Source organism: Streptomyces sp. NPDC041713 (assembly GCF_055591085.1).
Genome location: NZ_JBVIZY010000003.1, coordinates 18,391 through 43,760, shown reverse-complemented (window position 1 = coordinate 43,760; position 25,370 = coordinate 18,391). Strand labels below are relative to the sequence as shown.

Annotated in this window: 20 protein-coding genes and 1 pseudogene; 8 read left to right on the top strand and 13 right to left on the bottom strand. The window is 70.3% G+C overall.

What is annotated here, in order from left to right; translation table 11 throughout:
* Positions 1-235: 235 nt before the first annotated feature.
* Entirely contained in the window at positions 236-574 is a 339-nt protein-coding gene (locus tag ACZ6CV_RS09705; RefSeq protein WP_469250350.1) for a histone-like nucleoid-structuring protein Lsr2, read from the top strand.
* Here the strand turns inward: ACZ6CV_RS09705 and ACZ6CV_RS09700 are convergent.
* Complete coding sequence (locus tag ACZ6CV_RS09700; RefSeq protein WP_469250349.1) at positions 553-1,143, bottom strand: SCO3374 family protein; 591 nt, start codon at positions 1,141-1,143, stop codon at positions 553-555. The genes ACZ6CV_RS09705 and ACZ6CV_RS09700 overlap by 22 nt on opposite strands.
* Before the next feature lie 440 nt (positions 1,144-1,583).
* Between ACZ6CV_RS09700 and ACZ6CV_RS09695 the strand changes: the two genes are divergently transcribed.
* Positions 1,584-4,112, top strand: a complete 2,529-nt coding sequence (locus ACZ6CV_RS09695) for an ATP-dependent Clp protease ATP-binding subunit (protein ID WP_355811190.1) — start codon at positions 1,584-1,586, stop codon at positions 4,110-4,112.
* A gap of 205 nt (positions 4,113-4,317) precedes the next feature.
* On the opposite strand, the gene ACZ6CV_RS09690 is transcribed toward ACZ6CV_RS09695, so the two are convergent.
* Genes ACZ6CV_RS09690 through ACZ6CV_RS09680 form a run of 3 tightly spaced genes read right to left on the bottom strand, consistent with a single transcriptional unit; the run spans position 4,318 to position 5,616 of the window.
* A complete protein-coding gene (locus ACZ6CV_RS09690) occupies positions 4,318-4,512 on the bottom strand; it encodes a DUF397 domain-containing protein (protein ID WP_469250348.1) in 195 nt (64 codons plus the stop codon).
* Positions 4,509-4,718, bottom strand: coding sequence for a DUF397 domain-containing protein (locus ACZ6CV_RS09685; RefSeq protein ID WP_469250347.1), 210 nt, complete (start codon positions 4,716-4,718; stop codon positions 4,509-4,511). Before ACZ6CV_RS09685 ends, ACZ6CV_RS09690 begins: the two co-directional genes overlap by 4 nt.
* Positions 4,711-5,616, bottom strand: a complete 906-nt coding sequence (locus ACZ6CV_RS09680; RefSeq protein ID WP_469250346.1) for a helix-turn-helix domain-containing protein — start codon at positions 5,614-5,616, stop codon at positions 4,711-4,713. The genes ACZ6CV_RS09685 and ACZ6CV_RS09680 overlap by 8 nt, the downstream gene beginning before the upstream one ends.
* 311 nt (positions 5,617-5,927) lie before the next feature.
* Between ACZ6CV_RS09680 and ACZ6CV_RS09675 the strand changes: the two genes are divergently transcribed.
* The gene (locus ACZ6CV_RS09675; RefSeq protein WP_469250345.1) at positions 5,928-6,347 is read left to right on the top strand and encodes an ATP-binding protein; all 420 of its coding nucleotides are present in this window, start codon (positions 5,928-5,930) and stop codon (positions 6,345-6,347) included.
* Between the two features lie 5 nt (positions 6,348-6,352).
* Here the strand turns inward: ACZ6CV_RS09675 and ACZ6CV_RS09670 are convergent, their stop codons facing one another.
* Complete coding sequence (locus ACZ6CV_RS09670; protein ID WP_469250344.1) at positions 6,353-9,547, bottom strand: NACHT domain-containing protein; 3,195 nt, start codon at positions 9,545-9,547, stop codon at positions 6,353-6,355.
* A gap of 507 nt (positions 9,548-10,054) precedes the next feature.
* Here ACZ6CV_RS09670 and ACZ6CV_RS09665 point away from each other — a divergent pair.
* A complete protein-coding gene (locus tag ACZ6CV_RS09665; RefSeq protein WP_469250343.1) occupies positions 10,055-10,726 on the top strand; it encodes a M23 family metallopeptidase in 672 nt (223 codons plus the stop codon).
* 50 nt (positions 10,727-10,776) lie between these two features.
* Here the strand turns inward: ACZ6CV_RS09665 and ACZ6CV_RS09660 are convergent, their stop codons facing one another.
* On the bottom strand, positions 10,777-11,370 hold the full coding sequence (locus ACZ6CV_RS09660) for a TetR/AcrR family transcriptional regulator (RefSeq protein ID WP_362374837.1): 594 nt from the start codon (positions 11,368-11,370) through the stop codon (positions 10,777-10,779).
* A 172-nt stretch (positions 11,371-11,542) separates the two neighbouring features.
* On the opposite strand from ACZ6CV_RS09660, the gene ACZ6CV_RS09655 reads away from it, so the two are divergent.
* A complete protein-coding gene (locus tag ACZ6CV_RS09655; RefSeq protein WP_469250342.1) occupies positions 11,543-13,303 on the top strand; it encodes an MDR family MFS transporter in 1,761 nt (586 codons plus the stop codon).
* A gap of 82 nt (positions 13,304-13,385) precedes the next feature.
* Here the strand turns inward: ACZ6CV_RS09655 and cseC are convergent, their stop codons facing one another.
* The 5 genes from cseC to ACZ6CV_RS09630 form a co-directional block, all read right to left on the bottom strand.
* Positions 13,386-14,759 (bottom strand): two-component system sensor histidine kinase CseC, encoded by a 1,374-nt coding sequence (gene cseC / locus ACZ6CV_RS09650; protein WP_362374841.1) that lies wholly within the window; start codon positions 14,757-14,759, stop codon positions 13,386-13,388.
* 63 nt (positions 14,760-14,822) lie between these two features.
* Entirely contained in the window at positions 14,823-15,536 is a 714-nt protein-coding gene (gene cseB, locus ACZ6CV_RS09645; protein WP_469250340.1) for a two-component system response regulator CseB, read from the bottom strand.
* A gap of 85 nt (positions 15,537-15,621) precedes the next feature.
* Complete coding sequence (locus ACZ6CV_RS09640) at positions 15,622-16,209, bottom strand: hypothetical protein (RefSeq protein WP_469250878.1); 588 nt, start codon at positions 16,207-16,209, stop codon at positions 15,622-15,624.
* Positions 16,210-16,250: 41 nt separating this feature from the next.
* A complete protein-coding gene (locus tag ACZ6CV_RS09635; RefSeq protein ID WP_055567865.1) occupies positions 16,251-16,790 on the bottom strand; it encodes a SigE family RNA polymerase sigma factor in 540 nt (179 codons plus the stop codon).
* A 150-nt stretch (positions 16,791-16,940) separates the two neighbouring features.
* On the bottom strand, positions 16,941-17,933 hold the full coding sequence (locus tag ACZ6CV_RS09630) for an HhH-GPD family protein (protein ID WP_469250339.1): 993 nt from the start codon (positions 17,931-17,933) through the stop codon (positions 16,941-16,943).
* Between the two features lie 611 nt (positions 17,934-18,544).
* Between ACZ6CV_RS09630 and ACZ6CV_RS09625 the strand changes: the two genes are divergently transcribed.
* Both ACZ6CV_RS09625 and ACZ6CV_RS09620 read left to right on the top strand, forming a co-directional pair.
* Entirely contained in the window at positions 18,545-20,224 is a 1,680-nt protein-coding gene (locus tag ACZ6CV_RS09625; protein WP_469250338.1) for a sensor histidine kinase, read from the top strand.
* Positions 20,225-20,318: 94 nt separating this feature from the next.
* The gene (locus tag ACZ6CV_RS09620; protein ID WP_469250877.1) at positions 20,319-20,945 is read left to right on the top strand and encodes a response regulator; all 627 of its coding nucleotides are present in this window, start codon (positions 20,319-20,321) and stop codon (positions 20,943-20,945) included.
* A gap of 184 nt (positions 20,946-21,129) precedes the next feature.
* Here the strand turns inward: ACZ6CV_RS09620 and ACZ6CV_RS09615 are convergent.
* Positions 21,130-21,744, bottom strand: a pseudogene (locus tag ACZ6CV_RS09615) (phosphatase PAP2 family protein); the annotation flags it as partial.
* Between the two features lie 194 nt (positions 21,745-21,938).
* On the opposite strand from ACZ6CV_RS09615, the gene ACZ6CV_RS09610 reads away from it, so the two are divergent.
* On the top strand, positions 21,939-22,766 hold the full coding sequence (locus ACZ6CV_RS09610) for a hypothetical protein (protein ID WP_469250337.1): 828 nt from the start codon (positions 21,939-21,941) through the stop codon (positions 22,764-22,766).
* Positions 22,767-24,206: 1,440 nt separating this feature from the next.
* On the opposite strand, the gene disA is transcribed toward ACZ6CV_RS09610, so the two are convergent.
* On the bottom strand, positions 24,207-25,331 hold the full coding sequence (gene disA / locus ACZ6CV_RS09605) for a DNA integrity scanning diadenylate cyclase DisA (RefSeq protein WP_355811238.1): 1,125 nt from the start codon (positions 25,329-25,331) through the stop codon (positions 24,207-24,209).
* Positions 25,332-25,370: the final 39 nt, after the last annotated feature.

The window sequence follows — 25,370 nt, the reverse complement described above, 5'->3', positions numbered from 1 at the left end:
GGGCATCGACGGAACGCGCGTATTCCTGGCGGCAGCCTGCCCGGGTGCCCTATGTCCGAAACGCGCACGTTTCCAGGGTTCCTGGGGTCCCCGGTCTCTCCCAGGGGTTTGTGTTTTTCCGGCAAAAGCGGTTTGCTTTCCGACGTACTGCAGTACTGCATATAACAAGGGGCCGAGGAATCGGCGGCGTGCGCCGCGCGGCCCGGCCCCACAGTTATCGATGAAAGGAAATCCGGTGGCACAGAAGGTTCAGGTCCTTCTTGTCGACGACCTCGACGGTGGCGAGGCAGACGAGACCGTGACGTTCGCGCTGGACGGCAAGTCCTACGAGATCGACCTCACCACGGCCAACGCGGACAAGCTCCGTGGCGCCCTCGAGGACTTCGTCAAGGCCGGTCGGCGCACCGGAGGCCGTGGTGCGGGCGGCCGCGGCAAGGCCCGTGCCGCCGCGTCCAGCGGCAGCCAGGACACCGCCGCGATCCGCGCCTGGGCGAAGGAGAACGGTTTCGAGGTCAACGACCGCGGCCGCGTCCCCGCCTCCATTCGCGAGGCCTACGAGAAGGCCAACGGCTGACGGCTGCGACGCCGCAGCCGGACCCGGTGGCAGTGAGTCGCCGCCGTGTCCACCAGCCGTACGAGACCGGAGCCCACGGCGGGGTCGCTGTGCGGCGCAGTCCCACCTCCCGCCATGGCGGGCAGGGAGACAAGCGCAGGCAGCGTCGGCTCCACCTCACAGCCGGGCTCCGGGGGTCGCAGCCAGACGGCGGCCCCCCGCGAGCCGGACCACCCCGGAGGCGTGGGCGCGTCGATCCGCCCGCCCGCCCCGATCGCGGTGAGGCCGAGCGGAATGCCGCCCCACTCCAGCCAGTCGAGCAGCCCCGGCAGCTCGTCCGCGCTTCCCGCGCCGACCAGGAGCCGCATCGTTTCCCCGCGCAGCGCCACCGGAGCCTTCGGCCCGAGGTGTCGCAGCGCCGCGAAGCCCGCCTCCGCCGGCAGCTGCAGTACGTCGAAGCGCAGCCCCGTCACCAGGCGCACCGGGCCGGGCCCGGGGGCGGTCGCCCAGCCGAGCTCGTTCTCGTACCACCGCCGCACCGGATCGTTCCGCTCGGCCGGCATACGGGGCTGAGGAACTGTGGGAGCCATGTCGGAGCAACAGCCCGCGAGGCGCCGGAGTTACGGAAGGTAGCGGCCTGGATGCGTTACGCATCCGAAAAGGGGGCGCAAGGAGGCACTCGGCGGCGCAAGGGTGTTCGCCCGTAGCTGAGGGAACCGGGGCGCGCCGCATGGAGTGTCCGTCCTTGCGGGTAAGACATCCCTAGTGGGAAGGGGCGACACGCGGTCGGCGGCACCTCACGTTCGCCATCGGCGTAGTGATGGTGGGGGTAACTGCCTGGCCTGCGGGAACATCGTCTCGCACCATCGGGTTGGAGCAGTTGTCGGCGTTCGAGGTCAGGACTTCCCCTGTGAAGGGGGCCGGGTGTCGGCAGTTGGAATGAGCGGTCCCCGCTTGCGGGACTAAGCTGCGGAAGGACAGGGAGGGGACCGACCCCTTACTGCCTGACCGCTCTGAGGAGCGATTAACGATGTTCGAGAGGTTCACCGACCGCGCGCGGCGGGTTGTCGTCCTGGCTCAGGAAGAAGCCCGGATGCTCAACCACAACTACATCGGCACCGAGCACATCCTCCTGGGCTTGATCCACGAGGGCGAGGGTGTCGCCGCTAAGGCCCTGGAGAGCCTCGGGATTTCGCTCGAGGCGGTCCGCCAGCAGGTGGAGGAGATCATCGGGCAGGGCCAGCAGGCTCCGTCCGGCCACATCCCCTTCACCCCCCGTGCCAAGAAGGTCCTGGAGCTGTCGCTCCGCGAGGCCCTTCAGCTGGGCCACAACTACATCGGCACGGAGCACATCCTGCTCGGCCTGATCCGCGAGGGCGAGGGCGTCGCCGCCCAGGTCCTGGTCAAGCTGGGCGCCGATCTCAACCGGGTGCGGCAGCAGGTCATCCAGCTGCTCTCCGGCTACCAGGGCAAGGAGACCGCCACCGCCGGCGGTCCTGCCGAGGGCACGCCCTCCACGTCCCTGGTCCTCGACCAGTTCGGCCGGAACCTCACCCAGGCCGCTCGTGAGTCCAAGCTCGACCCGGTCATCGGGCGCGAGAAGGAGATCGAGCGGGTCATGCAGGTGCTGTCCCGCCGTACGAAGAACAACCCGGTCCTCATCGGTGAGCCCGGCGTCGGCAAGACCGCCGTCGTCGAGGGCCTCGCCCAGGCCATCGTCAAGGGCGAGGTGCCCGAGACCCTCAAGGACAAGCACCTCTACACCCTCGACCTCGGTGCCCTGGTCGCCGGTTCCCGCTACCGCGGTGACTTCGAGGAGCGCCTGAAGAAGGTCCTCAAGGAGATCCGCACCCGCGGCGACATCATCCTGTTCATCGACGAGCTGCACACGCTCGTGGGTGCGGGTGCCGCCGAGGGCGCCATCGACGCGGCTTCCATCCTGAAGCCGATGCTGGCCCGCGGTGAGCTGCAGACCATCGGCGCCACCACGCTCGACGAGTACCGCAAGCACCTGGAGAAGGACGCGGCCCTCGAGCGCCGCTTCCAGCCCATCCAGGTCGCGGAGCCGTCGCTGCCGCACACCATCGAGATCCTCAAGGGTCTGCGCGACCGTTACGAGGCCCACCACCGGGTCTCCATCACGGACGAGGCGCTGGTCCAGGCCGCCACCCTGGCCGACCGGTACATCTCGGACCGCTTCCTGCCGGACAAGGCGATCGACCTGATCGACGAGGCCGGTTCCCGGATGCGCATCCGCCGGATGACCGCGCCGCCGGACCTCCGCGAGTTCGACGAGAAGATCGCGGGCGTGCGCCGCGACAAGGAGTCGGCCATCGACTCCCAGGACTTCGAGAAGGCAGCCTCCCTCCGCGACAAGGAGAAGCAGCTGCTCGCCGCGAAGGCCAAGCGCGAGAAGGAGTGGAAGGCCGGCGACATGGACGTCGTCGCCGAGGTCGACGGCGAGCTCATCGCCGAGGTCCTCGCCACGGCGACGGGCATCCCGGTCTTCAAGCTGACCGAGGAGGAGTCGTCCCGCCTGCTGCGCATGGAGGACGAGCTCCACAAGCGCGTCATCGGCCAGAAGGACGCCGTCAAGGCGCTCTCGAAGGCGATCCGGCGTACGCGTGCGGGCCTCAAGGACCCGAAGCGCCCCGGCGGCTCGTTCATCTTCGCGGGCCCGTCCGGTGTCGGTAAGACGGAGCTCTCCAAGGCGCTCGCCGAGTTCCTCTTCGGCGACGAGGACGCGCTGATCTCCCTCGACATGTCGGAGTTCAGCGAGAAGCACACGGTCTCGCGCCTCTTCGGTTCGCCCCCCGGTTACGTGGGGTACGAAGAGGGCGGCCAGCTGACCGAGAAGGTCCGCCGCAAGCCGTTCTCCGTCGTCCTGTTCGACGAGGTCGAAAAGGCCCACCCGGACATCTTCAACTCGCTCCTGCAGATCCTGGAGGACGGTCGCCTGACCGACTCCCAGGGCCGCGTCGTGGACTTCAAGAACACGGTCATCATCATGACGACCAACCTTGGAACCCGTGACATCTCGAAGGGCTTCAACCTGGGCTTCGCCGCCCAGGGCGACACGAAGTCCAATTACGAGCGGATGAAGAACAAGGTCAGCGACGAGCTGAAGCAGCACTTCCGCCCGGAGTTCCTGAACCGCGTGGACGACGTCGTCGTCTTCCCGCAGCTCAGCCAGGACGACATCCTCCAGATCGTCGACCTGATGATCACCAAGGTGGACGAGCGCCTGAAGGACCGGGACATGGGCATCGAGCTCTCCCAGTCCGCGAAGGAGCTGCTCGCCAAGAAGGGCTACGACCCGGTGCTCGGCGCGCGTCCGCTGCGGCGCACGATCCAGCGCGAGGTCGAGGACAGCCTCTCCGAGAAGATCCTCTTCGGCGAGCTGCGCCCCGGCCACATCGTGGTCGTCGACACGGAGGGCGAGGGCGAGACCGCCACGTTCACCTTCCGCGGCGAGGAGAAGGCGGCCCTCCCCGACGTGCCGCCGATCGAGTCGGCCGCGGGTGGCGGCGCGGGCCCGAACCTGAGCAAGGAGGCGTAGCCCCGCGGGGTACGCGTTTCAAGGGGGCTGCCCCGGACCACTTCGTATGGTCCGGGGCAGCCCCCTTTTGCGTACCGATCGCCGGGGGCGGTCTCAGGCTGTGATGCGGTGGCGGTGCGGTGCGCTCGTACCACTCCCCGGCAATTGTCCAACGGGCTGTTGGACAATCGGCCCGTCCGGTCGCAGGGGGCTGGTTGGTGTCACGTCACCCGAACGTGTGGGCGGGCGTGACTGCGCGGATGAGGGCCGCGAGGGCCTTGGGGGTTGTGGTGAGGGTGGTGGCCGGGTTGTCGCTCTCTTGGAGGTGGACCCGGTCGGCGGGGTCGGTGACGGCTACGTAGACGCAGTTGGCGCCCGCGCCCTCGCTGAACGAGGACTTCTGCCAGTGGGGTTCGGTCACAGGGTGTCCTCGGGGTCAGCGCTCGGTGTGAGCGTGCGTATGAGGGCCGCCAGGGCCTTTGGGGTTGTGGTCAGGACCGTGGTGGGGTCGTCGCTCTCTCGGAGGTGGAGGGCCGGCGCGGTACCGGTGGGGGCGGTGGCTACGTTGACGCAGTTGGCGCCCGCCGCCTCGCTGAAGGACGACTTCTGCCAGTGGAGTTCAGTCACGGAGCTTCTCCTGGTGGGTGTAGATCAGATGCTGGATCAGGCCCCATGAGTCGCGATGGACGTGCGCTTCTGCCCGCTCGTTCAGCACGACCGGGGGAAGGGCGCTACGGGCCAGTTCGTCGAACGTAGCGCGGTACTGACCCAGGGACTCCTCGTCATCCAGTACGACACTGTCGCCCGGGTGCTCGATCACCACCGATCCCAGTTGGGCGACGGCAGCCTCGACTTGTAGGAATGGGGCGCTGCGCCAGGCTCCGGGCCCTGCGTCGAACGGCAGGATCTGGATCGTCACATTGGGTCTTGCCGCCATGTGCAGCAGGTGGCTCAGTTGCGTGCGCATGACCCGTGAGTCGCCGACGACTACATGGAGAGCGGCTTCATGGATGACGGCATGCAGGGGAGTGCCGTGAGGTGGGTCGAGTACGGCCTGCCGGGCCATGCGATACCGCACGACAGTCTCCACGGCCTCCCTTGAGGCGTCGGGAACACCCGCTCCCACAAGCGCACGGACGTACGCCTCGGTCTGGAGCAGGCCCGGGACAAGCAGCGTCTCGTGGCTGCGAATGGATGTCGCGGTGTCTTCGAGCTCAGCGAGGTCGAGCCACGTTTGCGGACGCGTCTTCCGGTACTCCGACCACCAGCCCTTGCCGCTGCTTTCGGCCATGCGAACCAGCTCGTCCACATAGGGGGCATCCATGCACCCGTACCCACTTGCCAGGTCTCGGAGGCGATGAGCGGGGATCGCCGTGCGTGCCGCTTCGATGTGGCTCAGCTGAGGTGCTCCCATATCGATCAGCCGTGCCCCCTCCGCGACCGACAGGCCAGCACGTATCCGCAGTCGGCGCAGCTCGGAACCAAGGCGACGCTGCCGCTCGGTGATCTGCGTTCTCAGTGCCACGCCATCCCTCCCGGGGGTTTGGAGTCAGAGTGTGCCCCGGTAGGGGTAGTTGGTCCACTCGTGGGAGCGAACAGGTTGCACGATTGCTGAGCGTATCGCTACGTTGAGTCCGGCGACGCTCACGCACCGAAGCCGGAAGCCTCGCTGTCGACGCAGTAACACCGTCATGCCCGCCCGCAGAAGCGCACCGCCCGTACCAACTCACCGTGCCGGACGTGGAGTTGCCCGCGAGGGGTGGTAGGCCACTGCGGTCGGGCCGTGGCGGGCGGTCCATCCGTCGAAGCAGCGACCCATCGCCATGGAGGCGTCTCATGGGCGTACCCGAACATCCCTGCGCGGTCGTCCCGCGCGAACCCGAACTCCCGCAGACCTACACCCTGTTCACCCCGTGCGGAGCCCAATGCGCCAAGGTGTGCCGGGACTTCGTGCGCGGCACCCTGGAGACCCTCGGGCTCGGGCACCTCGGTGAGGCCGCCGCGCTCTGCACCTCCGAGCTGGTGACCAACGTGCACCGGCACGCCAGAGGTGACGTCCACCTGCGGGCGGCCGTCGCCGAGACACACGTACGGATCGCCGTCTACGACGGGAGCGACCGGCTGCCCTCGCCCCGGCGGGCCCTCGCCGGGGACGACTGCGGGCGGGGGCTCTTCCTCGTGACCGCGCTGTCGGACCTGTGCGGCGTCACCCCCGCCGGTGCCGGCAAGGGCGTGTGGTTCCAGCTCAACCGGTGAGGATGTCAGCTTCGGGAGGCGGGGCGGCCGTCGATGTCTAGCAGTACAGAGGCGGGTAGCTGGTCCACATTGAGGATCTCGCTGCGAAGCAGCACCGACACCCGTTTCAGTCGGGCATGTGCCGCGAGGGGAGCCAGATCAAGCGCCAGCGGTTCCAACAGTTGCAAATGGCTAATGGAAGGAAATGCAGTCACGACCTGCTGCAGGTCGCACGCCTTGCGATCGGCCAGGAGGGACACATGCTCGACACAATCCAGACGGACTTCGGAGCATGCCAGGCTCGACAGTTCGTCGACGTTCAGGGACAAGGTGCGCAGGCTCTTCAGACTCGCGATCGTCAGCCAGTCCTCGTTGGTTCGCGGAGTACACAGGTTCAGTCCGAGTTGACGCAGGGACGCGAAACGCGCGAGACCAGAGAGATCGGCTGTGTTCCGGGGTGGAAAGACACACGTCAGCGGTGCCCTGGTCGGCAGGAGAGGGATGACCGGCCACGGCTTCTCGGTGCGCGTACTCAGTAACTCCAGTTGGTCCAGCTCCTGTAGCGGGCTCAGGTCGTCGAGCTGCGCGAGCTCCAGGAGGAGCAACCGCTTCAGTGGGAGCCGCACCACGGGCGCGAGTGACGAGACACGCGGACAACTTCTAAGGATGAGGTGGTGCAGACGTGGGAACTGGGTGAGGAAGGAGAGATCACCGACCACCGTGTTGTTGGCGATGGACAGTTGATCTAGCAGACGGCCGTCTAAGGCTTCCGTGATTTGCTCCGTGGTGAAGTCGCCGACCAGTTCCACCCGGGAATGCCCGCCCATCCGGCTCAGAAGAGACAACTCCTCTGGAGAGTGCACGGTGATCTGGGGTGCGATCCCCGTGCGCAAGTGTCGAATGACTTCCCGGGCGTATGTCTCGGCGTCGAACCGTGCCCAAAACGCACCGAGTTGGTTACGTGCCCCGATGCCCTCGTAGTCGCGATACTTCGTCAGATACGTGAGGGCCGCGTCTCCGCCGATGAGCCCTGCTGTAGTCGTTACGTACTGCGCTTCCAGCTCGTCCGACACCGCGTCCGGACCGGGCAAGAGTTCCAGAACGATGGGTCCCAGTTCGGACAGCTTCCGTGCCTCCGCGTAGTTCCGCGGCGGAATCAGATCCCCGGCCCTCCGCTCCACCTCCTCGCGCACCACTGGATCGAGCTTGGCCGCATGTTCCAGACAGGCCATCGCCAGAAGATGCAGTCGCACTCGGTGCTTCGGCTGCCTGTCGCCCCGCTTCATCAGGCCTCGCAGCAGTCGCACTCGCTCGTCGGGGCGGGCGTGGGCGACGGCCATACGAATGACGTCCTCCCATTGGTCCAGGTGCGCATGTCGTACGAGGAGGTCGAAATCGCGTTCCTCCACAGCCGCTCGCGCACCGAGGTAATCCTGGAAGGTACGGTGCACGAAGTCGACCGCTCCGGCGCCCGGTTCGCGCAACAGGCCGGACCGTACGAGAAGGTGGCGCAGGATGTCCTCGGCCGAGCCCTGCTCGGTCACGTACGGCATGGAGGGCAGGAGCCGCTCCAGCTGATTCACGGCGTCCACACGGTCCATCTCGGAGCGCCCATTGCGAATGAGCCAGTACGCGAGTCGTTGAAGCAGTTCGATCTGGGACTCCGCGTCCAACTCCACCGTCATCTCGCGCTCGCGGTCGCGGCGCTCCAAGAGCATGGAGAGTGCCGCGTCGTACAGCGCTTTCCTGCCACGCGGAAGGAACCCCCTGCGCTCGCGATGGAGGGCGCAAATCAGGGCGCACATCAAGGGATTGGTGGCAAGTCGGCCGAGATCCTGCTTGGTGCGTACGGCATCCAGCAAGGCGTCACCGAGAGCTGGGTCAGCCGCAGCGGCCTCGTGCCAACGGTGGATGAATACCTGGATGTTCTCCCGGCTCATGCGGGAGAGCTCCAAGTCGCTGAAGTCCTCAACGCCCAACCAGTTCTCCCGGACGGCGGAGGGGCGCGACGTGACCAGCCACAGGTTTCCGGGGTAGGCGGAGAGCAGGTCGCAGACCCAGCGCCGCGTGCGTTCGCGCTCCTCCTCGGGAACCTCGTCGATTCCGTCGACCAGCAGCAGCCCACGGCCGGCCGAGAGTACGCGGTCGGCCCAGCCGGGCGGTTGGCCGCCGGCGAGTGGGTTGCCGCCCGCGCCGAGGAAGTCACCCGGGACGGGTAAGGAGGCACCGCCACGGGTGAGGGTACGCAGCGGCAACACGAAAGGAACGCGTCCGACGAGGTGCGCAAAGTCGCCCGTGAGCCGATCCTGGCGGGCCGCAGTGACCGCGAGCCACTGGACGAGAGTGGTCTTGCCGGACCCCGCGGCGCCACGCAACAGGACCCGCTCCGTCTCGGCGAACACCCCCTCCACAGGCACCGAGGGGGCGGGCGGGCAAGGCTCGGGTGGGTCCAGGCCGATGCGGCCTTCCGGGGAGAAGGCACCGTCGGATCCGGTGGGGTGGCTCGGAGCCCGGGACGCTCGCAGGCTCAGGTAGGCGGTGTCGAGGGGCCAGTCGCGAGACTCGTTGAGATCGACACCGTAGATCGTGAGACGGCTGTACTTCTTCGCGACGTATGCCTCGTAACGCGTCTCGAAGCCCGCGTCCTCCGCGGACTGCGAGGCGAGCCGCCGGATGAGGGCGTCCGTTCGCACGATCAGCTCGTCGAGCTGTCGACTCTGTTCGACCAGTGCGCGGGCGACGAACGTCGAGCGCTGCGTGAGGAAGTGCAGGATGTGCAGACAGGCGCACTCCAGGAGCCGCGAGTACAGGGTCGCTGTGTCCTGGTTGAGGTGGCGTACGAGGCGAGATCCGTCCGCCTGCTCGTGCAGCCGGGCGGCGAGCCGTCCGTGGCCGAGACGCACAGCCTCGATGTCGTCGAGATCCACCTCCGCCAACGCGTGAAGCGTCCGCTTCAGCGCGTCCGTCAAGGCGCCGATCTCGATCCCGTCGACCGGTCGCTCATGGGCCTCGCGTGCGGTCCGCTCGACGAGCTGCCGTACGAGCTTGTGCAGGTCCTGCTGGGACAAGGTGCGCTTCTCGCCGCTGAAAGAGATGAGCCCGGAGAGCCGCACGGGCTTGTCCACCAGGCCTGCGCCTGGCCCCTCGTGCACGAACAGCTTTCTTATGAGGGGAGCGACGACACTCGATGCCAGACGTGGGCCTATGACCGCAGGGTCCATGGTCGCGAGAGTAGCGGGCGTCACACTGCAGGCGGGAGGAAACCCGCGGCCCGGTGACATGGCGCACAGGACCTACGTCACGTACTACACGGAATAGTCGACCCCGGGAGACGCGTGCCCGGGACCTTCGGCCCGCAACCTCCGGGACCTCCGTCGCCTCCCCGTGCGGCCGGTCCGCGCCCGGTGGGGTGGGGAGTCGAGGGGGCGCCCGACGTGCGGGTAAACCTGCGTCGCCGCCGAACAACCCCCTTTCCACCCAAGGGGGAATTGTCCGGATTTCGGGGGCTCAAGGGGACTAAATGCTGCCGGGCCGCTACGGCTCCGGGTAGTAGAAGGGGTGTTTGAGCATCCGTGGGGACGGGGGTTACCAAGGGATGGCCGACCCGGTGAAGCGCGGTCCACGGGGCCGTGGGTGACTCACCCGCCCCCTCCGCCCGCCGGGTCCGTTCATGCCCCCCTCGGTCGTCGCGTCAGGCGTCGCCGTCGTACACCCCGGAGGACATCCTCATGCTCAAGCGCACCCAGACCCCCCGCCCCTCGTTCCTCGGCACCCGCGTGGCCGTCCTCGCCCTCGGCGTCGGAGCGTCGGCGGTCCTCGGCGGCGGGGTCTCGGTCGCCGCGGGGGACGCGAAGAGCGGCGGCGCGCTGCCCGGCGTCACCGTGAACTCGGTCAAGGCGCAGGCCGACGCCCAGGCCAAGAAGGCCGAGGCGCAGGCCAAGAAGGCCGCCGACGTCAAGAAGGCCGCCGCCGCCAAGGCCGCCGCCTGGGTCGACCCGGTCAGCAACTACACGCTCTCCGCGAAGTTCGGCCTCGGCGGCAACATGTGGTCGCACAAGCACTCCGGCCAGGACTTCGCCGTGCCGGTCGGCACCCCGGTCGCCTCCGTGCACGGCGGCACCGTCGTCAAGGCCGGCCCCGTCGGCGCCGGTGACGGCCCCGCGTACGGCAACGCCATCGTGATCAAGCACAGCAACGGCACGTTCTCCCAGTACGCGCACCTCTCCCGGATCGACGTCCGGGTGGGCCAGACCGTCGGCACCGGCCAGCACATCGCCCAGTCGGGCAACACCGGCAACTCCAGCGGTCCGCACCTGCACTTCGAGATCCGCACCAACCCGAACTACGGCTCGGCCGTCGACCCGGTCGCCTTCCTCCACTCGGTGGGCGTGAAGGTCTGACCCGTACGTGAAGGTCTGACCCGTACCGCCGCAGCCCCGAGCGGAAGCGGTCACGCGCCCGTGTGCGCCCGCGTCACCAGATCGATGGCGACCTCCAGGATGGCCTCGCGCTTCTCCTCGGGGTCGCCTTCGACGTCCTTGAGCACGAACATCCCACCGTGCATGGTGAACAGCGCGCTGAAGCAGCGCACCTGGTCGGACATGGCGGCCTCCGGGTCCTTGAGGAGGTCGTAGAGCCCCAGCATGCGGTCTTTGAAGCTTTCGCCGGTCTTCAGGTCGCGCACCGTGGCCTGGTTCTCCTGCATGAAGCGGAAGAGCGGCGCCGCGTCGATGAGGATCTCGCTGTAGCGGGTCAGGACCTTGGTCTTGATCTCCAGCGAGGCCGGCTGCGGCTGCTCGTGGCCCCAGGCGATCAGCTCGTCGATGGGCCTGGTCAGGTCATCGAAGATGCTGGTCAGGATGTCTTCCTTGGTCTTGAAGTGGTAGTAGAGCGCCGCCTTCGTGACGTCGAGGCGCTCCGAGATCTCCCGGAGCGACGTCTTCTCGTATCCCTGCTCGGCGAAGAGTTCGAGGGCAACGTCCTGAATGCGTTGGCGAGTGTTCCCGCGGCGCTGCTGCTTGTTCGTGCCTGTGCGCGTGCCCATCCGGGTGCTCCTCGACTCCACTGAACTTCGATTTAACTTACTTGACGCCCGGCTAGTTAGGGGTCTACCTTCCCTCAGTGTAGACAACTAGCCGGGCGGCAAGTAAGTGCCGGGGTTCCGGTCAGTCGGAAATCGCTCCAGGACAGGGCGGGGAGTACGGGGAGTGGGGAACATGGCAGAGAAAACCGAGGCCGGGCCGGTGGCGAAGGCGGAGCCACAGCCGCGCAGCGTGCGCGTGGTCCTGATGGCACTGATGATCACGATGCTGCTCGCGATGCTCGACAACATGATCGTGAGCCCCGCGATGCCGACCATCGTCGGCGACCTCGGCGGCATGGCGCACCTGTCGTGGGTGGTCACCGCCTACACCCTGGCGACCGCCGCCTCCACCCCCATCTGGGGCAAGCTCGGTGACATGTACGGGCGCAAGGGCTCGTTCCTCACCGCCATAGTCATCTTCCTCGCCGGATCCGCGCTCAGCGGCATGGCGCAGGACATGAACCAGCTCATCGGCTTCCGCGCGATCCAGGGGCTCGGCGCGGGCGGACTGATGGTCGGCGTCATGGCGATCATCGGTGACCTGGTGCCGCCGCGGGAGCGCGGCAAGTACATGGGCATGATGACCGGCGTCATGGCGGTCGCGATGATCGGCGGCCCGCTCGTCGGCGGCTCCATCACCGACCACCTCGGCTGGCGCTGGGCCTTCTACATCAACCTGCCGCTGGGCGTCGTCGCACTCGCCATGGTCACCGCCGTCCTGCACCTGCCCAAGAAGAAGGCGCAGGGGCGCATCGACTACCTCGGCGCGGCCCTGCTCACCGTGGGCATCAGCGCGCTCGTGCTGGTCACCACCTGGGGCGGTTCGGAGTACGCCTGGGGCTCCGCCGTGATCATGGAGCTCATCGGCATCGGCGTCGCCTCGCTCGTCGGCTTCCTCTTCGTACAGAAGAAGGCCGCCGAACCGATTCTGCCGCTGCACATCTTCACCAGCCGCAACTTCTCGCTGATGGCCGTGATCGGCTTCATCACCGGCTTCGTGATGTTCGGCGCGATGCTCTTCCTGCCGCTCTACCAGCAGACCGTGCAGGGCGCGTCCGCGACCAACTCCGGTCTGCTGCTGCTGCCCATGCTGCTCTCGATGATGGCCGTCTCGATGGTCGCGGGACGGGTCACCACCTCCACCGGCAAGTACCGGGCCTTCCCGATCGTCGGCACCATCCTGATGATCACCGGCTTCTTCCTGCTGTCGCGGATGGACACCGAGACGACCCGCCTCACCTCGGGCCTCTACATGGCCGTGCTCGGCGCCGGCATGGGCTTCCTGATGCAGATCACGATGCTCGTCGCGCAGAACAGCGTCGAGATGAAGGACATGGGTGTGGCGTCGTCCTCGGCCACCCTCTTCCGTACGCTCGGCTCCTCCTTCGGTGTCGCGATCATGGGCGCGCTCTTCAACAACCGCGTCGCCGACGTGATGGCCGAGCGGGCCGGTGCGGCGGGCGGCCACGCCACCGGGGAGACGTCGCAGCTGACCGGACCGCGCTTCGAGGCGCTGCCGGAGGTCGTGCGGGACGCGTACCAGCACGCGGTGTCGGCCGGTACGCACTCGGCCTTCCTGCTGGGCGCCGCGATCAGCGTCGCCGCGCTGCTCGCCGCGCTCTTCGTGAAGGAGGTGCCGCTGCGGGGGTCGGGGCCGGCGGAGAAGGCCGCGGCTGCCGACAAGGGGGCGTCCTCGGACCACGCCGCGGCTGCCGACAAGGGTGCGGCCCTCGACAAGGGTGCGGTCCTCGACGGTGCGGAGAAGATGGTCGACGGCGCCGAGGCCACGGCCGACGGCGCCCACAAGACGGCCGACGGTGCGGACAAGACGACCGGGAACGCGGGTGGGGACTCCGCGCGGCCGTCCGGGACGACGGTAGCGGAACCCGTCTGACCCCTGCCTGCCCCGCCTCGGCGGACGACGGCCCCCGGCGCTTCGGTGCCGGGGGCCGTCGTCGTGATCGTGGGGGAGTGCCTCAGAAGTTGTCCGGCAGCTGCAGCACCGGATAGCTCCCCGTGTTCGTCGGCGCGTGCTCCGGCAGCCACAGCACCGCCACCGCGCCCTCGGCCGGCTCGTCGGGCGACGCCCCCGCCGGACGTACGTTGCGGAAGGTGAGCCGTGCGCCGAGCACCCGTGCCTGGCCCGCCGCGATCGTCAGGCCGAGGCCGTGCCCGTGGCCCGCCCGGTCGGCGCTGCCGGTACGGAACCGGCTCGGCCCCTCGTTCAGGAGCGCCTCGGGGAAACCGGGGCCGTGGTCGCGGACCCGGACGACCCGGCCCTCCACGCTGACCTCGATGGGCGGCTTGCCGTGCTTGGTGGCGTTGGCGACGAGGTTGCCGAGGATGCGTTCCAGGCGGCGCGGGTCGGTGGTGACCTCCGACTCGTGCACGACCGTCACCGTCACGTCGGTGGTCAGGACCGCCATCCGCCGGGACACGAACTCGCCGAGGGTGATGTCCTGCAGCTCGGCCCGCTCGGCGGCGGAGTCGAGCCGCGCCACCTCCAGTACGTCCTCGACGAGCGTGCGCATCGCCTGCGCGCGGTCCCTGACCAGCTCGGTCGGACGGCCGGGCGGCAGCAGCTCGGCCGCCGTGAGCAGACCGGTCACCGGCGTGCGCAGCTCGTGCGCGATGTCCGCGGTGACCCGGCGCTCGGCCTCCAGGCGCTGCTTGAGGGCGTCGGCCATGGCGTCCACGGCGCTGGCCACGTCGTCGGTCTCGTCCCGCATGACGCCGCCGATGGCCTCGCGGACGCTCACGTCCGTCTGCCCCTGGGCGACCTCGCTCGCCGCCGTCGCCGCCTTGCGCAGCCGGCGCGACAGTTGGCCGCCGATCAGCACGCCCAGCGCGCAGCCGCCGAAGACGACCGTGATCGAGCCGATGACCAGCGCCTGGTCGAGGTCCTTCATGACGGTGGCGCTGCGGTCGGTGAACCGGGAGTGCAGCGAGAGGACGTGCCCGTCCGCCAGCGGCACGGCGGCCCAGATGTCGGGCACGCCGTCGGTCTTCTCCTCGACGAAGGTGGCGCGGCGGCCCCTGAGGACCTTCTGCCGCAGCTCCTGCGGGAGCTCGGGGTCGTCGACCTTCGTGCCGAACTGCAGGGTCTGCCGCTGGGAGGCGGAGGAGTAGAGCCGCAGGGCGAACTGGATCCGCTCGTCCTGCACGTCGCGGGCGTTGTCGAGCATCGAGACGCGGGCGGCGTTGTGCACGACCAGGCTCAGCGCGATGGCGACGAGCGCGCCGACCAGTGCGATGGCTGCGGCGATCTTCCAGCGCACGCCCGTACGCAGGTGCAGGCCGGCCCGGAACCGCTCACGGACGCGTTCGACCGCCCTGCGTCCCCCGTTCATATGTGTCGTCCCCTGAGTACGCCGAATTGGTTGGTTGCGCTCACGCGCCCGCTCACGCGCCGCTCACGCCTTGAGCTTGTAGCCGAAGCCGCGGACCGTCTCGATCCGGTCCTGGCCCACCTTCGTACGCAGCCGCTGCACATGGACGTCGACGACGCGGGTGTCACCGCCCCAGCCGTAGTCCCACACGCGCTCCAGGAGCTTGTCGCGGGAGAGGACCGTGCCGGGCGCGGACGAGAACTCGAGCAGCAGGCGCATCTCGGTCGGCGTCAGCGCGACCGGCGCGCCGTCCTTGTGCACCTCCATGCCGACCGTGTCGATCTCCAGGTCGCCGAAGTGCAGCACGCCGCCGTCCGCCGCGTCGCCCTCCTCCTGGCCGGACGCCGCCGAGCCCGGCCCGCTGGCGTGGCCGAAGCGGCGCAGGACGGCGCGGATCCGGGCGACCAGGACGGCACCGTCGAACGGCTTGGTCACGTAGTCGTCGGCGCCGGCCTCCAGGCCGAGCACGACGTCGATGGAGTCGGCACGCGCCGACAGCATGATGACCGGGACCGTGGACTCGTCGCGGATGCGGCGGCACAGCGAGACGCCGTCGAGGCCCGGCACCATCACGTCGAGCAGCGCGATGTCCGGCTGGTCGGCGCGGAACGCCTCCAGACCCGAGAGTCCGTCGGGCATCGCGGTCACCGCGAAGCCGTCGCGCTCCAGGGCCAGCTGGGTCGCTTCGCGGATGACGTCGTCGTCCTCGACGAACAGGACGTGGGTCTGCTCTGCCATCGGGTGCTCTCAGTCCTTGTCGGTGCGGCGGTGCGGCGGTGCGGCGGTGCGGTGTGCGGGGCTCGTGGTCAGGGAGGGGAGGGGGTCAGTTCGCGGCCGGTTCGCTCGGTTCGTCCACCGCGTTGCCGAAGTCGTTGCGCGTGCGCCCCTGCTCGGTGAAGCGGTTGGACGACCAGCGGTACGTGATCACTTCCTCGCCGGATGGATAGGCCACCGAGTCACCCTTCGCGTACAGCTGCTGTGTCACGACCAGGTCGCCGCGGTCGATCTCCGCGTAGACGGAGGCGGGTTCCTCGGCCGTGAACACATTCTCGTACTCGCCGCGCTGGGCGCGATACACGTAGCTGCCGATGCCCACCGCGTCGCCGCAGGTCAGCACGTTCACCACGACATCGGACGACGATCCGCCGGTCAGGTTCCCGTACGACACGTCGACCGGGTAGGCCTTCCCCACGCACGGCTTCAGCTCGCGCTTGATGACCGGGCTGACCTTCGGGTCGTTCTTCACCAGCCGCACCGCGTCGATCTTCTTCGTCGGCACGGCGGCCGAGGACGACGGGGACGGCGCCGTGGAGACCACGGGCTCGCTGCGGGCGGGGCCCTCGTCGCGCGCGCCGGAGCCGCCCGTCGCACAGGCGGAGAGCAAAAGGCCGAGGGCGGCGACCCCGGCCATCGCCGCGGTCACCGCCTTGACGCTCTTTCTGACCCGGGGGCCTAGGCCGCGCAACTCTCCCGCTCCTCACGTTCGAGCGCGCGGGCGTCCAGGTCGCGGCTCTCCAGCTCCTGGCGGAGCCGGGCGAGCGCCCGGTGCAGCGTGCTCTTGACCGTTCCGGCCGACATGCCGAGGGCGGCGGCCGTCTCCTCCGTGGACATCTGCTCCCAGTGTCGCAGCACGACCACGCTGCGCTGCTTGGGTGCGAGCACCTTCATGATGTCCATCAGCAGCGCGCGGTCCGCGTGCTGCTCGGTGGAGTCTTCCACGCTCGCGTCCGGCAGCTGCTCGGTGGGCACCTCTTCGAGCTTGCGGGCCCGCCACCACTCCGTACGCGTATTGATCATGACGCGGCGCAGATAGGCGTCCGCGAGGCGCTTGTCGGCTATGCCGTCCCAGCGGCCGTACGTCCGCACGAGCGCGGTCTGGAGCAGGTCCTGGGCGTCCACGGGGTCCGGGACCAGGCGTCGGGCACTGCGCAGCAGAGCGTCCTGCCGTGTGCGGACGTACTCCTCGAACTCGAGCACCTCGCCGTGCGCCATACCAAACCGCCTCCGTTCCGTCCCCATTGCCGACCGCTGTCCCTGCTCTGCGGTACGGATATGAAGGTACGGAGGCGTTGTCACGAGGTTGTGCGGAGCAGCCAGCGGCGGACGCACGGCTGTACGTAGGTTGTGTAACAGCCGTGGGCGTCAGGTCAGGGGCAGGCGGTACAGGCCGTCCGGCAGCGGCTCCACGAGACCGTCCGCGACCAGCCCGTCCAGCGCGCGGGCCCGCTGCACCGGCTCGTCCCACACCCGGTCGAGCGCGGCCTGCGGCACCGGCGTCACGGCCTCGCGCAACACGGCGAGCAGCTTGCCGCGCACCTGCCGGTCCGTCCCCGCGTACGTCTGACCGCGGCGGGCCGGGCCCTCGTGCGCGGGCTTGCCCGCCGTCTGCCAGGCGCACTGCGCGGCGATCGGGCACCGCGCGCAGTTCTCGTTCTTGGCGGTGCAGACCAGCGCGCCCAGCTCCATGGAGGCGGCCGCCCACCGGGACGCGGTGCGCTCGTCCTCGGGCAGCAGGGCGCGGGCGAGCTTGCGCTCGGCGGCGGTCGTCGCGTTCGGCGGGTACTGCACGCCGGTCACCGCCCGCGCGAAGACGCGGCGGACGTTGGTGTCCAGGACGGCGTGCCGCTGTCCGTACGCGAACGAGGCCACGGCCGCCGCGGTGTACTCCCCGATGCCGGGCAGCGCGAGCAACTGGGCGTGCTGCGTGGGTACGTCACCGCCGTGCCGCTCCGTTATGGCGACGGCGGCGCCGTGCAGCCGCAGGGCGCGGCGCGGATAGCCGAGCCGCCCCCAGGCGCGGACGGCCTCCCCGGGGGCCTCCTTGGCGAGGTCGGCGGGGCGGGGCCAGCGGGCGAGCCACTGCTCGTAGACGGGCAGGACGCGGCTCACCGGCGTCTGCTGGAGCATGAACTCACTGACCATCACGCCCCACGGCCCGGCGTCCTCGCGGCGCCACGGCAGGTCACGGGCGTGCGTTTCGAACCACGCGATGACGGGGGTGTGCAGGGCCTCGCCGACGGATGCGGGGACGTCTCCGGCGGCGGGGGCGACGGGAGTGGCGGGGGCGGCGTGGGCGTCGCCGGTGGTGTGTCGGGGGGCGGGGCCGTTCGGCATGGGCTTCGTGGGAGCAGTCATGGCATCTCCGATCCTGCCACGGGGGTGGTGGGGTGCGGGTCCGCCCACGCGGGGGCCTTTGCGGTTTTACGGGTGGGGGGTGGGCCGGGGCGGCCTCGGGCCCCGGGTGGGGGTGTTCCCTGCGGGTGGGTGGGGGTGGCCGTACGCCGCCGCTCCGCGGCGGGGCGTCACCGTGTGTCCCTGCCTCCGTCGGGTGGCCCGGCCCGTGACGAACCGCACCCCGTCGCTCCGCGACGGCCTCCCCCACCCACCCGCCCGTTTGCCCCGCGCCGATTCCGCTGAGTAGGGCGGGTGGGTGGGGAAACCGCCGCGGAGCGGCGGGGCGGGGCGAGACGGTGCAGGAGGAGGTGGGGCCCGCCGCGGAGCGGCGGGGTGCGGTGGGAGGTCGACGTCTGCGGCTGAGGATGGGGCCCCGCCCGGTGGGTTCGTGCGGCCTGGGCTTGCCGCGCCGGCGGGGTGGTCGGCGTAAGGGCGGGTGGGTGGGAAGACCGCCGCGGAGCGGTGGGCCGGAACGGGACGGTGCCGGGGGAGACGGTGAAGACGTCGACCGTACGGAGAACCTGACGATCGACAGAGGCGCACCCCACCCCACGAAACGTAACGTCGCCCCCGTGGAACGACGTACAGGCGATGAACCCCGCCGCACCGAGGACGGACACATAACCCCCCGCACAAAAGGCCACCGCACACGCCCCGCCCTCCTCCTCGCCGCCCTCGCCACCCCCGTCCTGACCGTGAACCGCCTCGGTCTGAACGAACCCCGGCCCCTCGACCGGCAACTCGCCGGCCTGGCCGCCCTCGCCGCCGCCACCGCCCTCTCCCGCACCCGCCCCCTCCTCGCCTTCCTCCTCCCCGCCGCCCTCGGCCTCGCCACCGCCCCCTCCCTCTTCACGCTCGCCTACGGCCCCGCCTTCGCCGTCTTCGCCCTGCTCCTCGGCCGCCGCGCGGACCACGCACGGCCCGCCCTCCTCGCCTTCGGGGGCATCGCCCTCCTCGGCACCGTCAAGATCGCCGTACGGGACGTCGACCCGGTCGTGGAGTGGCTCGTCCTCATGGCGACGCTGCTCTTCGGTGCCGTCTTCCCCTGGCTCGCGGGCCGTTACTGGCGGCAGGGCCGTGAACTGGCCGCCGCCGGCTGGGCCCGCGCCGACCAGCTGGAGCGCGAACAGCGCATCGTCGCCGACCGCGCCCGGCTGCGCGAACGCGCCCGTATCGCCCAGGACATGCACGACTCCCTGGGCCACGAACTGAGTCTGATCGCCGTACGGGCGGGCGCCCTCCAGGTCGCCCCCGACCTGCCGGACCCGCACCGCGAGGCCGCCGCGGAGCTCCGCGCCGCCGCCTCGCAGGCCACGGACCGCCTGCACGCCATCATCGGCCTGCTCCGCGAGGACGGCGACGAACAGGCCCCGCTGGCCCCCGCGGGCGAGAGCGTCGCCGCACTCGTCGCCCGCGCCGCGGAATCGGGCCTGGACATCACGTACGTCGAGGAGGGCGCCCCGCACCCCTCACAAGGCGGCCCCACCCGCACCGAGTTGACCCGCGCCACCACCCACCGCGTGGTCCAGGAAGCCCTCACCAACGCGGCGAAACACGCGCCCGGCGCCCCCGTCACGGTGGCACTGACACACAACAACCCCGTCGACCCCGGCAGCCCCGAAAACGACACCCCCGCGACAACCGTCACCGTCACCAACGGCCGCCCGGCCCACCCCGGTTCCCCGCCCCCCTCCGGCGGGGGCTCCGGCCTGCGCGCCCTGCGTACCCGCGTCACCGACCTGGGCGGCACCCTCGAAGCCGGCCCGCACGACCACGGCTTCCGCGTGACCGCCCGCCTGCCACCCGGCGGACCACCCCCCACGCCATCCCCGACCCCACCCCCGCTCCACGCCCGACGCCGCACGGTCCTCGCCTTCGGCGCCGCGGTCACCACGGGTGCGCTGCTCATTGGCGGAACCTTCGCCTGGTACGCGTACTCCCGCACCCACTCCGTCCTGGACCCCGCCGACTACGCGCGCCTGCGCGTCGGCGAGACCCGCGCCGAAGTGGAGCGGGTGCTCCCGGAGCGGACCGTCTCCGACCCGCCACTGGAGCGGGCGCCGACGCCGCCACCCACGGGCGCCGACTGCGCGTACTACCGCGCGAGCGGCGAACTGTTCACCGCGGTCACCCACTTCAGGCTCTGCTTCACCCAGCATGGCACCGGAGCCGACCGCCTCGTGGACAAGGCCGTTATCCCCACGGCGAGCGAGGCCGACGAGAACCAGAAGAACAAAAGAGACAACAAGTGAGACAACAAGAGAGACAGGAGCGCGCACGGTGCATGACGAGAACAGCGACCAGGGAAGATCCACCATCCGCGTCCTACTCGCCGACGACGAGGCCATGATCCGCGCCGGCGTGCGCGCCATCCTCTCCGCGGGCCGCGACATCGAGGTCGTCGCGGAGGCCGGCGACGGTCGCGAGGCGGTGGCGCTCGCGCAGGCCCACCGGCCCGACGTCGCCCTGCTCGACATCCGTATGCCCCGCCTCGACGGCCTCGCCGCCGGCGAGGAGATCGTCCGTACGCTGCCCGGCACCGGTGTCGCGATGCTGACGACCTTCTCCGAGGACGCCTACATCGCGCGGGCCCTGAGCGGCGGGGCCACCGGCTTCCTGCTCAAGTCCGGCGACCCGCACGAACTCATCGCGGGCGTACGGGCGGTGGCGGGCGGCGCCGCGTTCCTCTCGCCCCGGGTCGCCCGGCACGTCATCGACGGCGTCGGCGCCCGGCGGCTCGGCCGGGGCGCCACCGCCCGCGCCCGCGTCGAGGCCCTCACCCCGCGCGAGCGCGAGGTGCTCGGCCTGGTCGGGGCGGGCCTGTCCAACCCGGAGATCGCGGCCCGGCTGCACCTCGTGGAAGGCACGGTCAAGGCGTACGTGAGCGCGGTCCTCGACCGGCTGGGGGTCAAGAACCGCGTCCAGGCGGCGATCGTCGCGTACGAAGCGGGGCTCGTCCCGGACGGAGCCTGACCACCCGCGATCGGGCTCCTCAGTGCCGGGGCACGTCGTCGCGACGGAAGCTCATGGTCGGCGCGTCGTACGCCGCCGGGTCGTACGCCTCGTAAGGCGCAGCACCACGAGGCGGAACCTGCCCCTGCGCCTGTGCGTGTCCCTGCCCCTGCGCCGCGTAGGGAGCGGAGGCGGAGGGGGACACCGCGGCGCGCCGCGGACCGGGGCCCGCGAACCACTTCACGACCCCCGTCGACGACCCGCGCATGGCCAGAGTGATCCGCGCCACGGGACGCGTCATGACCCGGACGAGCACGAAGACGATCAGCGCTCCGAAGACCAGACCCACCGCCACGTCGTGCGGGTAGTGCACGCCGACGAAGACCCGTGAGAAGGCCATGAGCACGGCCATCGGCACCGTCAGGGCCGCGATGCGCGGCCAGGCGAGCGCGAGGCCGACGGCCGCGGCGCCCGCGATCGTCGAGTGGTTGCTGGGGAAGGACCAGTCGCCGTGCGGCGGGCACTGGACGAGGGGGTTCAGCGCGCCGGTCACGGCCCGGCAGGGGCGTTCCTCGTCGATCGCGGACTTGACCACCTCGCTGCACACGTACGCCACCGCGGTGGTCAGCGGAGCGAGCACCGCGATGGCCAGGGCGCGGGGCTCCCCGCGCCTGGCCCGCCACCAGGCGACGATGAAGAGCACGCCGAAGAGCAGCAGGCCGAGCTCCGTCCACACCTCCGCGAGGTGCTGGAACCACGACGGTGTGTCGTGGGCGAAGTCGGTGATGTCGCGGTAGAGGTCGTCGCTCATGGTGTCCATGATTGCGGACGGTACGGAGTGCGGCCCAATCGTCACACCTGGCGTTCGTCCGGTCACAGCCCCTGACGATGGACAGGGGTGGGGGACGGTTCGGATGGCGCGGACCGCGATTCCGGGATGATGATCGGCAAACTTTGTTGCTCAAGGCGGCGGGTGGGGCGGGAGAAGGAGCGGATCTCTCGTAAGGTTTGGGCGTGGGATCTCTGCGCAATCCGGTCGGGCCGCTTCCCTCCACCATCTACTGGCGTCGGAGGGCCGTTCTGCTGTCCGTATTCGGCCTGCTGGCGCTCCTTGTCGTCTGGGTCGTCACCTCCGGTGGCGGCGGCGGCAAGAACAACGCCGACGGTCCTGGCGGCAACGGACCCGCCACGTCCATCACTCCCGGCCCCACCGGGTCCGGGCCCGCGATCAGTCAACACCCGGGCGGGCGGGACGAGTCGAGCGAGGGCTCCGGCTCCGGTTCGGGCGGTTCCAGTGGCTCGGGCTCCGGAGGTTCGGGCGGTTCCGGTGGCTCCGGCGGCTCGGCGGGTTCGGGATCCGGTGGTGCCGGTGGTTCCGACGACGGCAAGGGCGGTGGCGGCGGTGGTTCGGCCGACCGGCTGCCGGCCGGTTCGCGGCTGCCCAACTGCACCAGTGGCGCCGTGAAGTTGACCGTGCGCAGCATCGAGAACCGGTACGCGGTCGACGAGAAGCCGAAGTTCGAGCTGATCGCCGAGAACAGCGGCGGCAAGGCCTGCAAGGTCGATCTCGGCGGCAAGGGCACGGTCCTGACGATCACTCAGGCAGACGGCGACGAGAAGTTCTGGTCCTCGGCCGACTGCCCGTCCGGCAACGGCAGCCTGCTGCTGCGCGTGCCGGGGGAGAGCCGGATCACGCACGAGGTGCGGTGGGACCGGCGGGCCAGCGCCCCGGAGTGCGCGACGCCTTCGGCGGGATCGGCGAAGCCGGGGACGTATTTGGTCGAGGCGAAGGCGCCGGGGCTGGGGACGGCCCGAGCGTCGTTCGTCCTCGAGAAGGACTGAACCCGAGCGGTACGGGGCGGAGACGTTGGTGGGCCGGTGCCTTTTGGCGGTTGCCGGGGCCGCCCGGGGTTTTGCGGAGTGTGGCGGTTCCGGGACAGCAGTAAAGGGCGCCCTACGGGCGTCGGCTCCGCCGATTCCGCTCCGCTCCACCCTTGACTCCCGCCCCTCCACCGCGACCTGAACTTCGACCCGGACGGCCAGGGGTGGGGCCGACGGGGGCCTCTGCTCGGGTCATCCCCTCGCGTGGCCGGGTGCGGCCCGTCTCAACGTACGCCGACGTCACCGTCGGGGCAGGGCGCGACGGCTTCGCTCCTCGGGTCATCCCCTTTTCGCTGCCGAGTGCGACCCGGCCCAACGCGAGCGCACCCCACGGTTGAGACGGAGCCCATCGACTTGCTTCGCCGCCCGTCGCTCGTTGCTCGCCGCTCGCCGCTCGCCGCTCGCCGCTCGCCGCTCGTTGCTCGTTGCTCGCCGCTCGCCGCTCGCCGCTCGCCGCTCGACTACCGGCTTCCGGCCTGCGGCCTGTGGCCACCCGCCTGCGGCCTGTGGCCACCCGCCACCCGCCTCCGGCTACCGCCTACCGGCCTGCGGCCACCCGCCTCCGGCTACCGCCTACCGGCCTGCGGCCACCCGCCTCCGCCCACCGCCTACCGCCCACCGCCTACCGGCCTGCGGCCACCCGCCTCCGCCCACCGCCTACCGCCCACCGCCTACCGGCCTGCGGCCACCGCCTCCGCCCACCGCCCACCGCCTACCGGCCTGCGGCCACCGCCTCCGCCCACCGCCCACCGCCTACCGGCCTGCGGCCACCGCCTACCGGTCGCTGGCTTTCGCTGCCGGGTGCGCTCCAGAACGCGTAACTCTCCACCCCCCCCCACCCCTCCCCGTCACCTACTTTGGGAAAGTTGCGAATTGAGGGGTCGCGCGCCCCCTTCCCACTCCCCGAGCGCCCCCAGAAGAACTCCCCACTCCCGAGCTTGGACGGGGCGCGTGGGTGATGTGAGGGGGGCGCGCGGCGGACCCATTCGCAACTTTCCCAAAGTAGGTGCCAGGGACCCAGCCCAACAGCACCTCAACCGTGGCGTGCACTCGCGTTGGGCCGGTCCGCACCCGGCAGCGAATAGGGATGACCCGAGCAGCGAAGCCGCCGCGCCCCGCCCCGACGGTGACGTCGGCGTACGTTGAGACGGGCCGCACCCGGCCACGCGAGGGGATGCCCCATCCCCCGGCCCCCGTCGGCCCCACCCCTGGCCGTCCGGGTCGAAGTTCAGGTCGCGGTGGAGGGACAGCAGTCAAGGGTGGAGCGCAGCGGAATCGGCGAAGCCGACGCCCGAAGGGCGCCCTTTACTGCCGGCCCGGAACCGCCACACTCCGCAAAACCCCGGGCGGCCCCGGCAACCGCCAAAAGGCACCGGCCCACCAACGTCCCCGCCCCAGCGCCTAGACGTACCGCTCCAAGATCGAAGACTCCGCCAACCGCGAAAGCCCCTCCCGCACGCTCCGCGCCCGCGCCTCGCCGACCCCGTCCACCGTCTGGAGGTCGTCCACGCTGGCGGCGAGCAGCTTCTGCAGGCCGCCGAAGTGTTCCACCAGGCGGTCGATGATCGCGCCGGGGAGCCGGGGGACCTTGGCGAGGAGGCGGAAGCCCCGCGGGGACACCGCGGAGTCCAGCGCCTCCGGCGAGCCCGTGTAGCCCAGCGCACGCGCCACGGTGGGCAGTTCGAGGAGCTCCGCGTGCGTGAGGGAGTCCAGCTCCGCGAGCGCCTCGTCGACCGTGCGCGACCGCTTGGCCGTCGGCTCGGGCACGTAGTCCCTGACGACCAGCTCGCGCTCCGGCTCGACGCCCGCGATCAACTCGTCCAGCTGCAGGGCGAGAAGCCGGCCGTCCGTGCCGAGCTCCACCACGTACTCGGCGATCTCCGTGGCGATGCGCCGCACCATCTCCAGGCGCTGCGCGACCGCCGTGACGTCCCGCACCGTCACCAGGTCCTCGATCTCCAGCGCGGACAGCGTGCCCGCGACCTCGTCGAGGCGCAGCTTGTACCGCTCCAGGGTGGCCAGCGCCTGGTTGGCGCGGGACAGGATCGCCGCCGAGTCCTCCAGGACGCGGCGCTGCCCGTCCACGTACAACGCGATCAGCCGCATCGACTGGGAGACGGAGACGACCGGGAAGCCGACCTGCTTGCTCACGCGGTCCGCCGTGCGGTGCCGCGTGCCGGTCTCCTCCGTGGGGATCGTCGGATCCGGCACCAGCTGCACGCCGGCCCGCAGGATCTTGGTGATGTCCTTGTCCAGGACGATGCCGCCGTCGAGCTTGCACAGCTCACGCAGGCGGGTCGCCGTGAACTCCACGTCCAGGATGAAGCCGCCCGTGCACATCGACTCGACCGTCTTGTCCCAGCCGAGGACGATCAGACCGCCGGTGTTGCCGCGGAGGATGCGCTCGAGGCCGTCACGGAGTGCCTGGCCGGGTGCGACGGCGCTCAGCGAGGCGCGCATCAGCACATCGGCGCCGGAACTGGAACCCGGCTTGCCGGGAACCGCTCCCCGGTCGTTGGCTGCCACTGCACTCCCTCGGTCGCAGGTTGTCCGAGCCTCTGCCGC

Excerpts from the sequence above, each read along its gene's own strand:
- ACZ6CV_RS09700 (WP_469250349.1), bottom strand. The coding sequence starts at position 1,143 with ATGGCTCCCACAGTTCCTCAGCCCCGTATGCCGGCCGAGCGGAACGAT.
- ACZ6CV_RS09695 (WP_355811190.1), top strand. The coding sequence starts at position 1,584 with ATGTTCGAGAGGTTCACCGACCGCGCGCGGCGGGTTGTCGTCCTGGCT.
- ACZ6CV_RS09635 (WP_055567865.1), bottom strand. The coding sequence starts at position 16,790 with ATGGCGCACGGCGAGGTGCTCGAGTTCGAGGAGTACGTCCGCACACGG.
- ACZ6CV_RS09630 (WP_469250339.1), bottom strand. The coding sequence starts at position 17,933 with ATGACTGCTCCCACGAAGCCCATGCCGAACGGCCCCGCCCCCCGACAC.
- cseB (WP_469250340.1), bottom strand. The coding sequence starts at position 15,536 with ATGGCAGAGCAGACCCACGTCCTGTTCGTCGAGGACGACGACGTCATC.
- ACZ6CV_RS09660 (WP_362374837.1), bottom strand. The coding sequence starts at position 11,370 with ATGGGCACGCGCACAGGCACGAACAAGCAGCAGCGCCGCGGGAACACT.
- ACZ6CV_RS09620 (WP_469250877.1), top strand. The coding sequence starts at position 20,319 with ATGATCCGCGCCGGCGTGCGCGCCATCCTCTCCGCGGGCCGCGACATC.
- ACZ6CV_RS09655 (WP_469250342.1), top strand. The coding sequence starts at position 11,543 with ATGGCAGAGAAAACCGAGGCCGGGCCGGTGGCGAAGGCGGAGCCACAG.
- ACZ6CV_RS09675 (WP_469250345.1), top strand. The coding sequence starts at position 5,928 with ATGGGCGTACCCGAACATCCCTGCGCGGTCGTCCCGCGCGAACCCGAA.
- ACZ6CV_RS09640 (WP_469250878.1), bottom strand. The coding sequence starts at position 16,209 with ATGGCCGGGGTCGCCGCCCTCGGCCTTTTGCTCTCCGCCTGTGCGACG.
- ACZ6CV_RS09670 (WP_469250344.1), bottom strand. The coding sequence starts at position 9,547 with ATGGACCCTGCGGTCATAGGCCCACGTCTGGCATCGAGTGTCGTCGCT.
- cseC (WP_362374841.1), bottom strand. The coding sequence starts at position 14,759 with ATGAACGGGGGACGCAGGGCGGTCGAACGCGTCCGTGAGCGGTTCCGG.
- ACZ6CV_RS09665 (WP_469250343.1), top strand. The coding sequence starts at position 10,055 with ATGCTCAAGCGCACCCAGACCCCCCGCCCCTCGTTCCTCGGCACCCGC.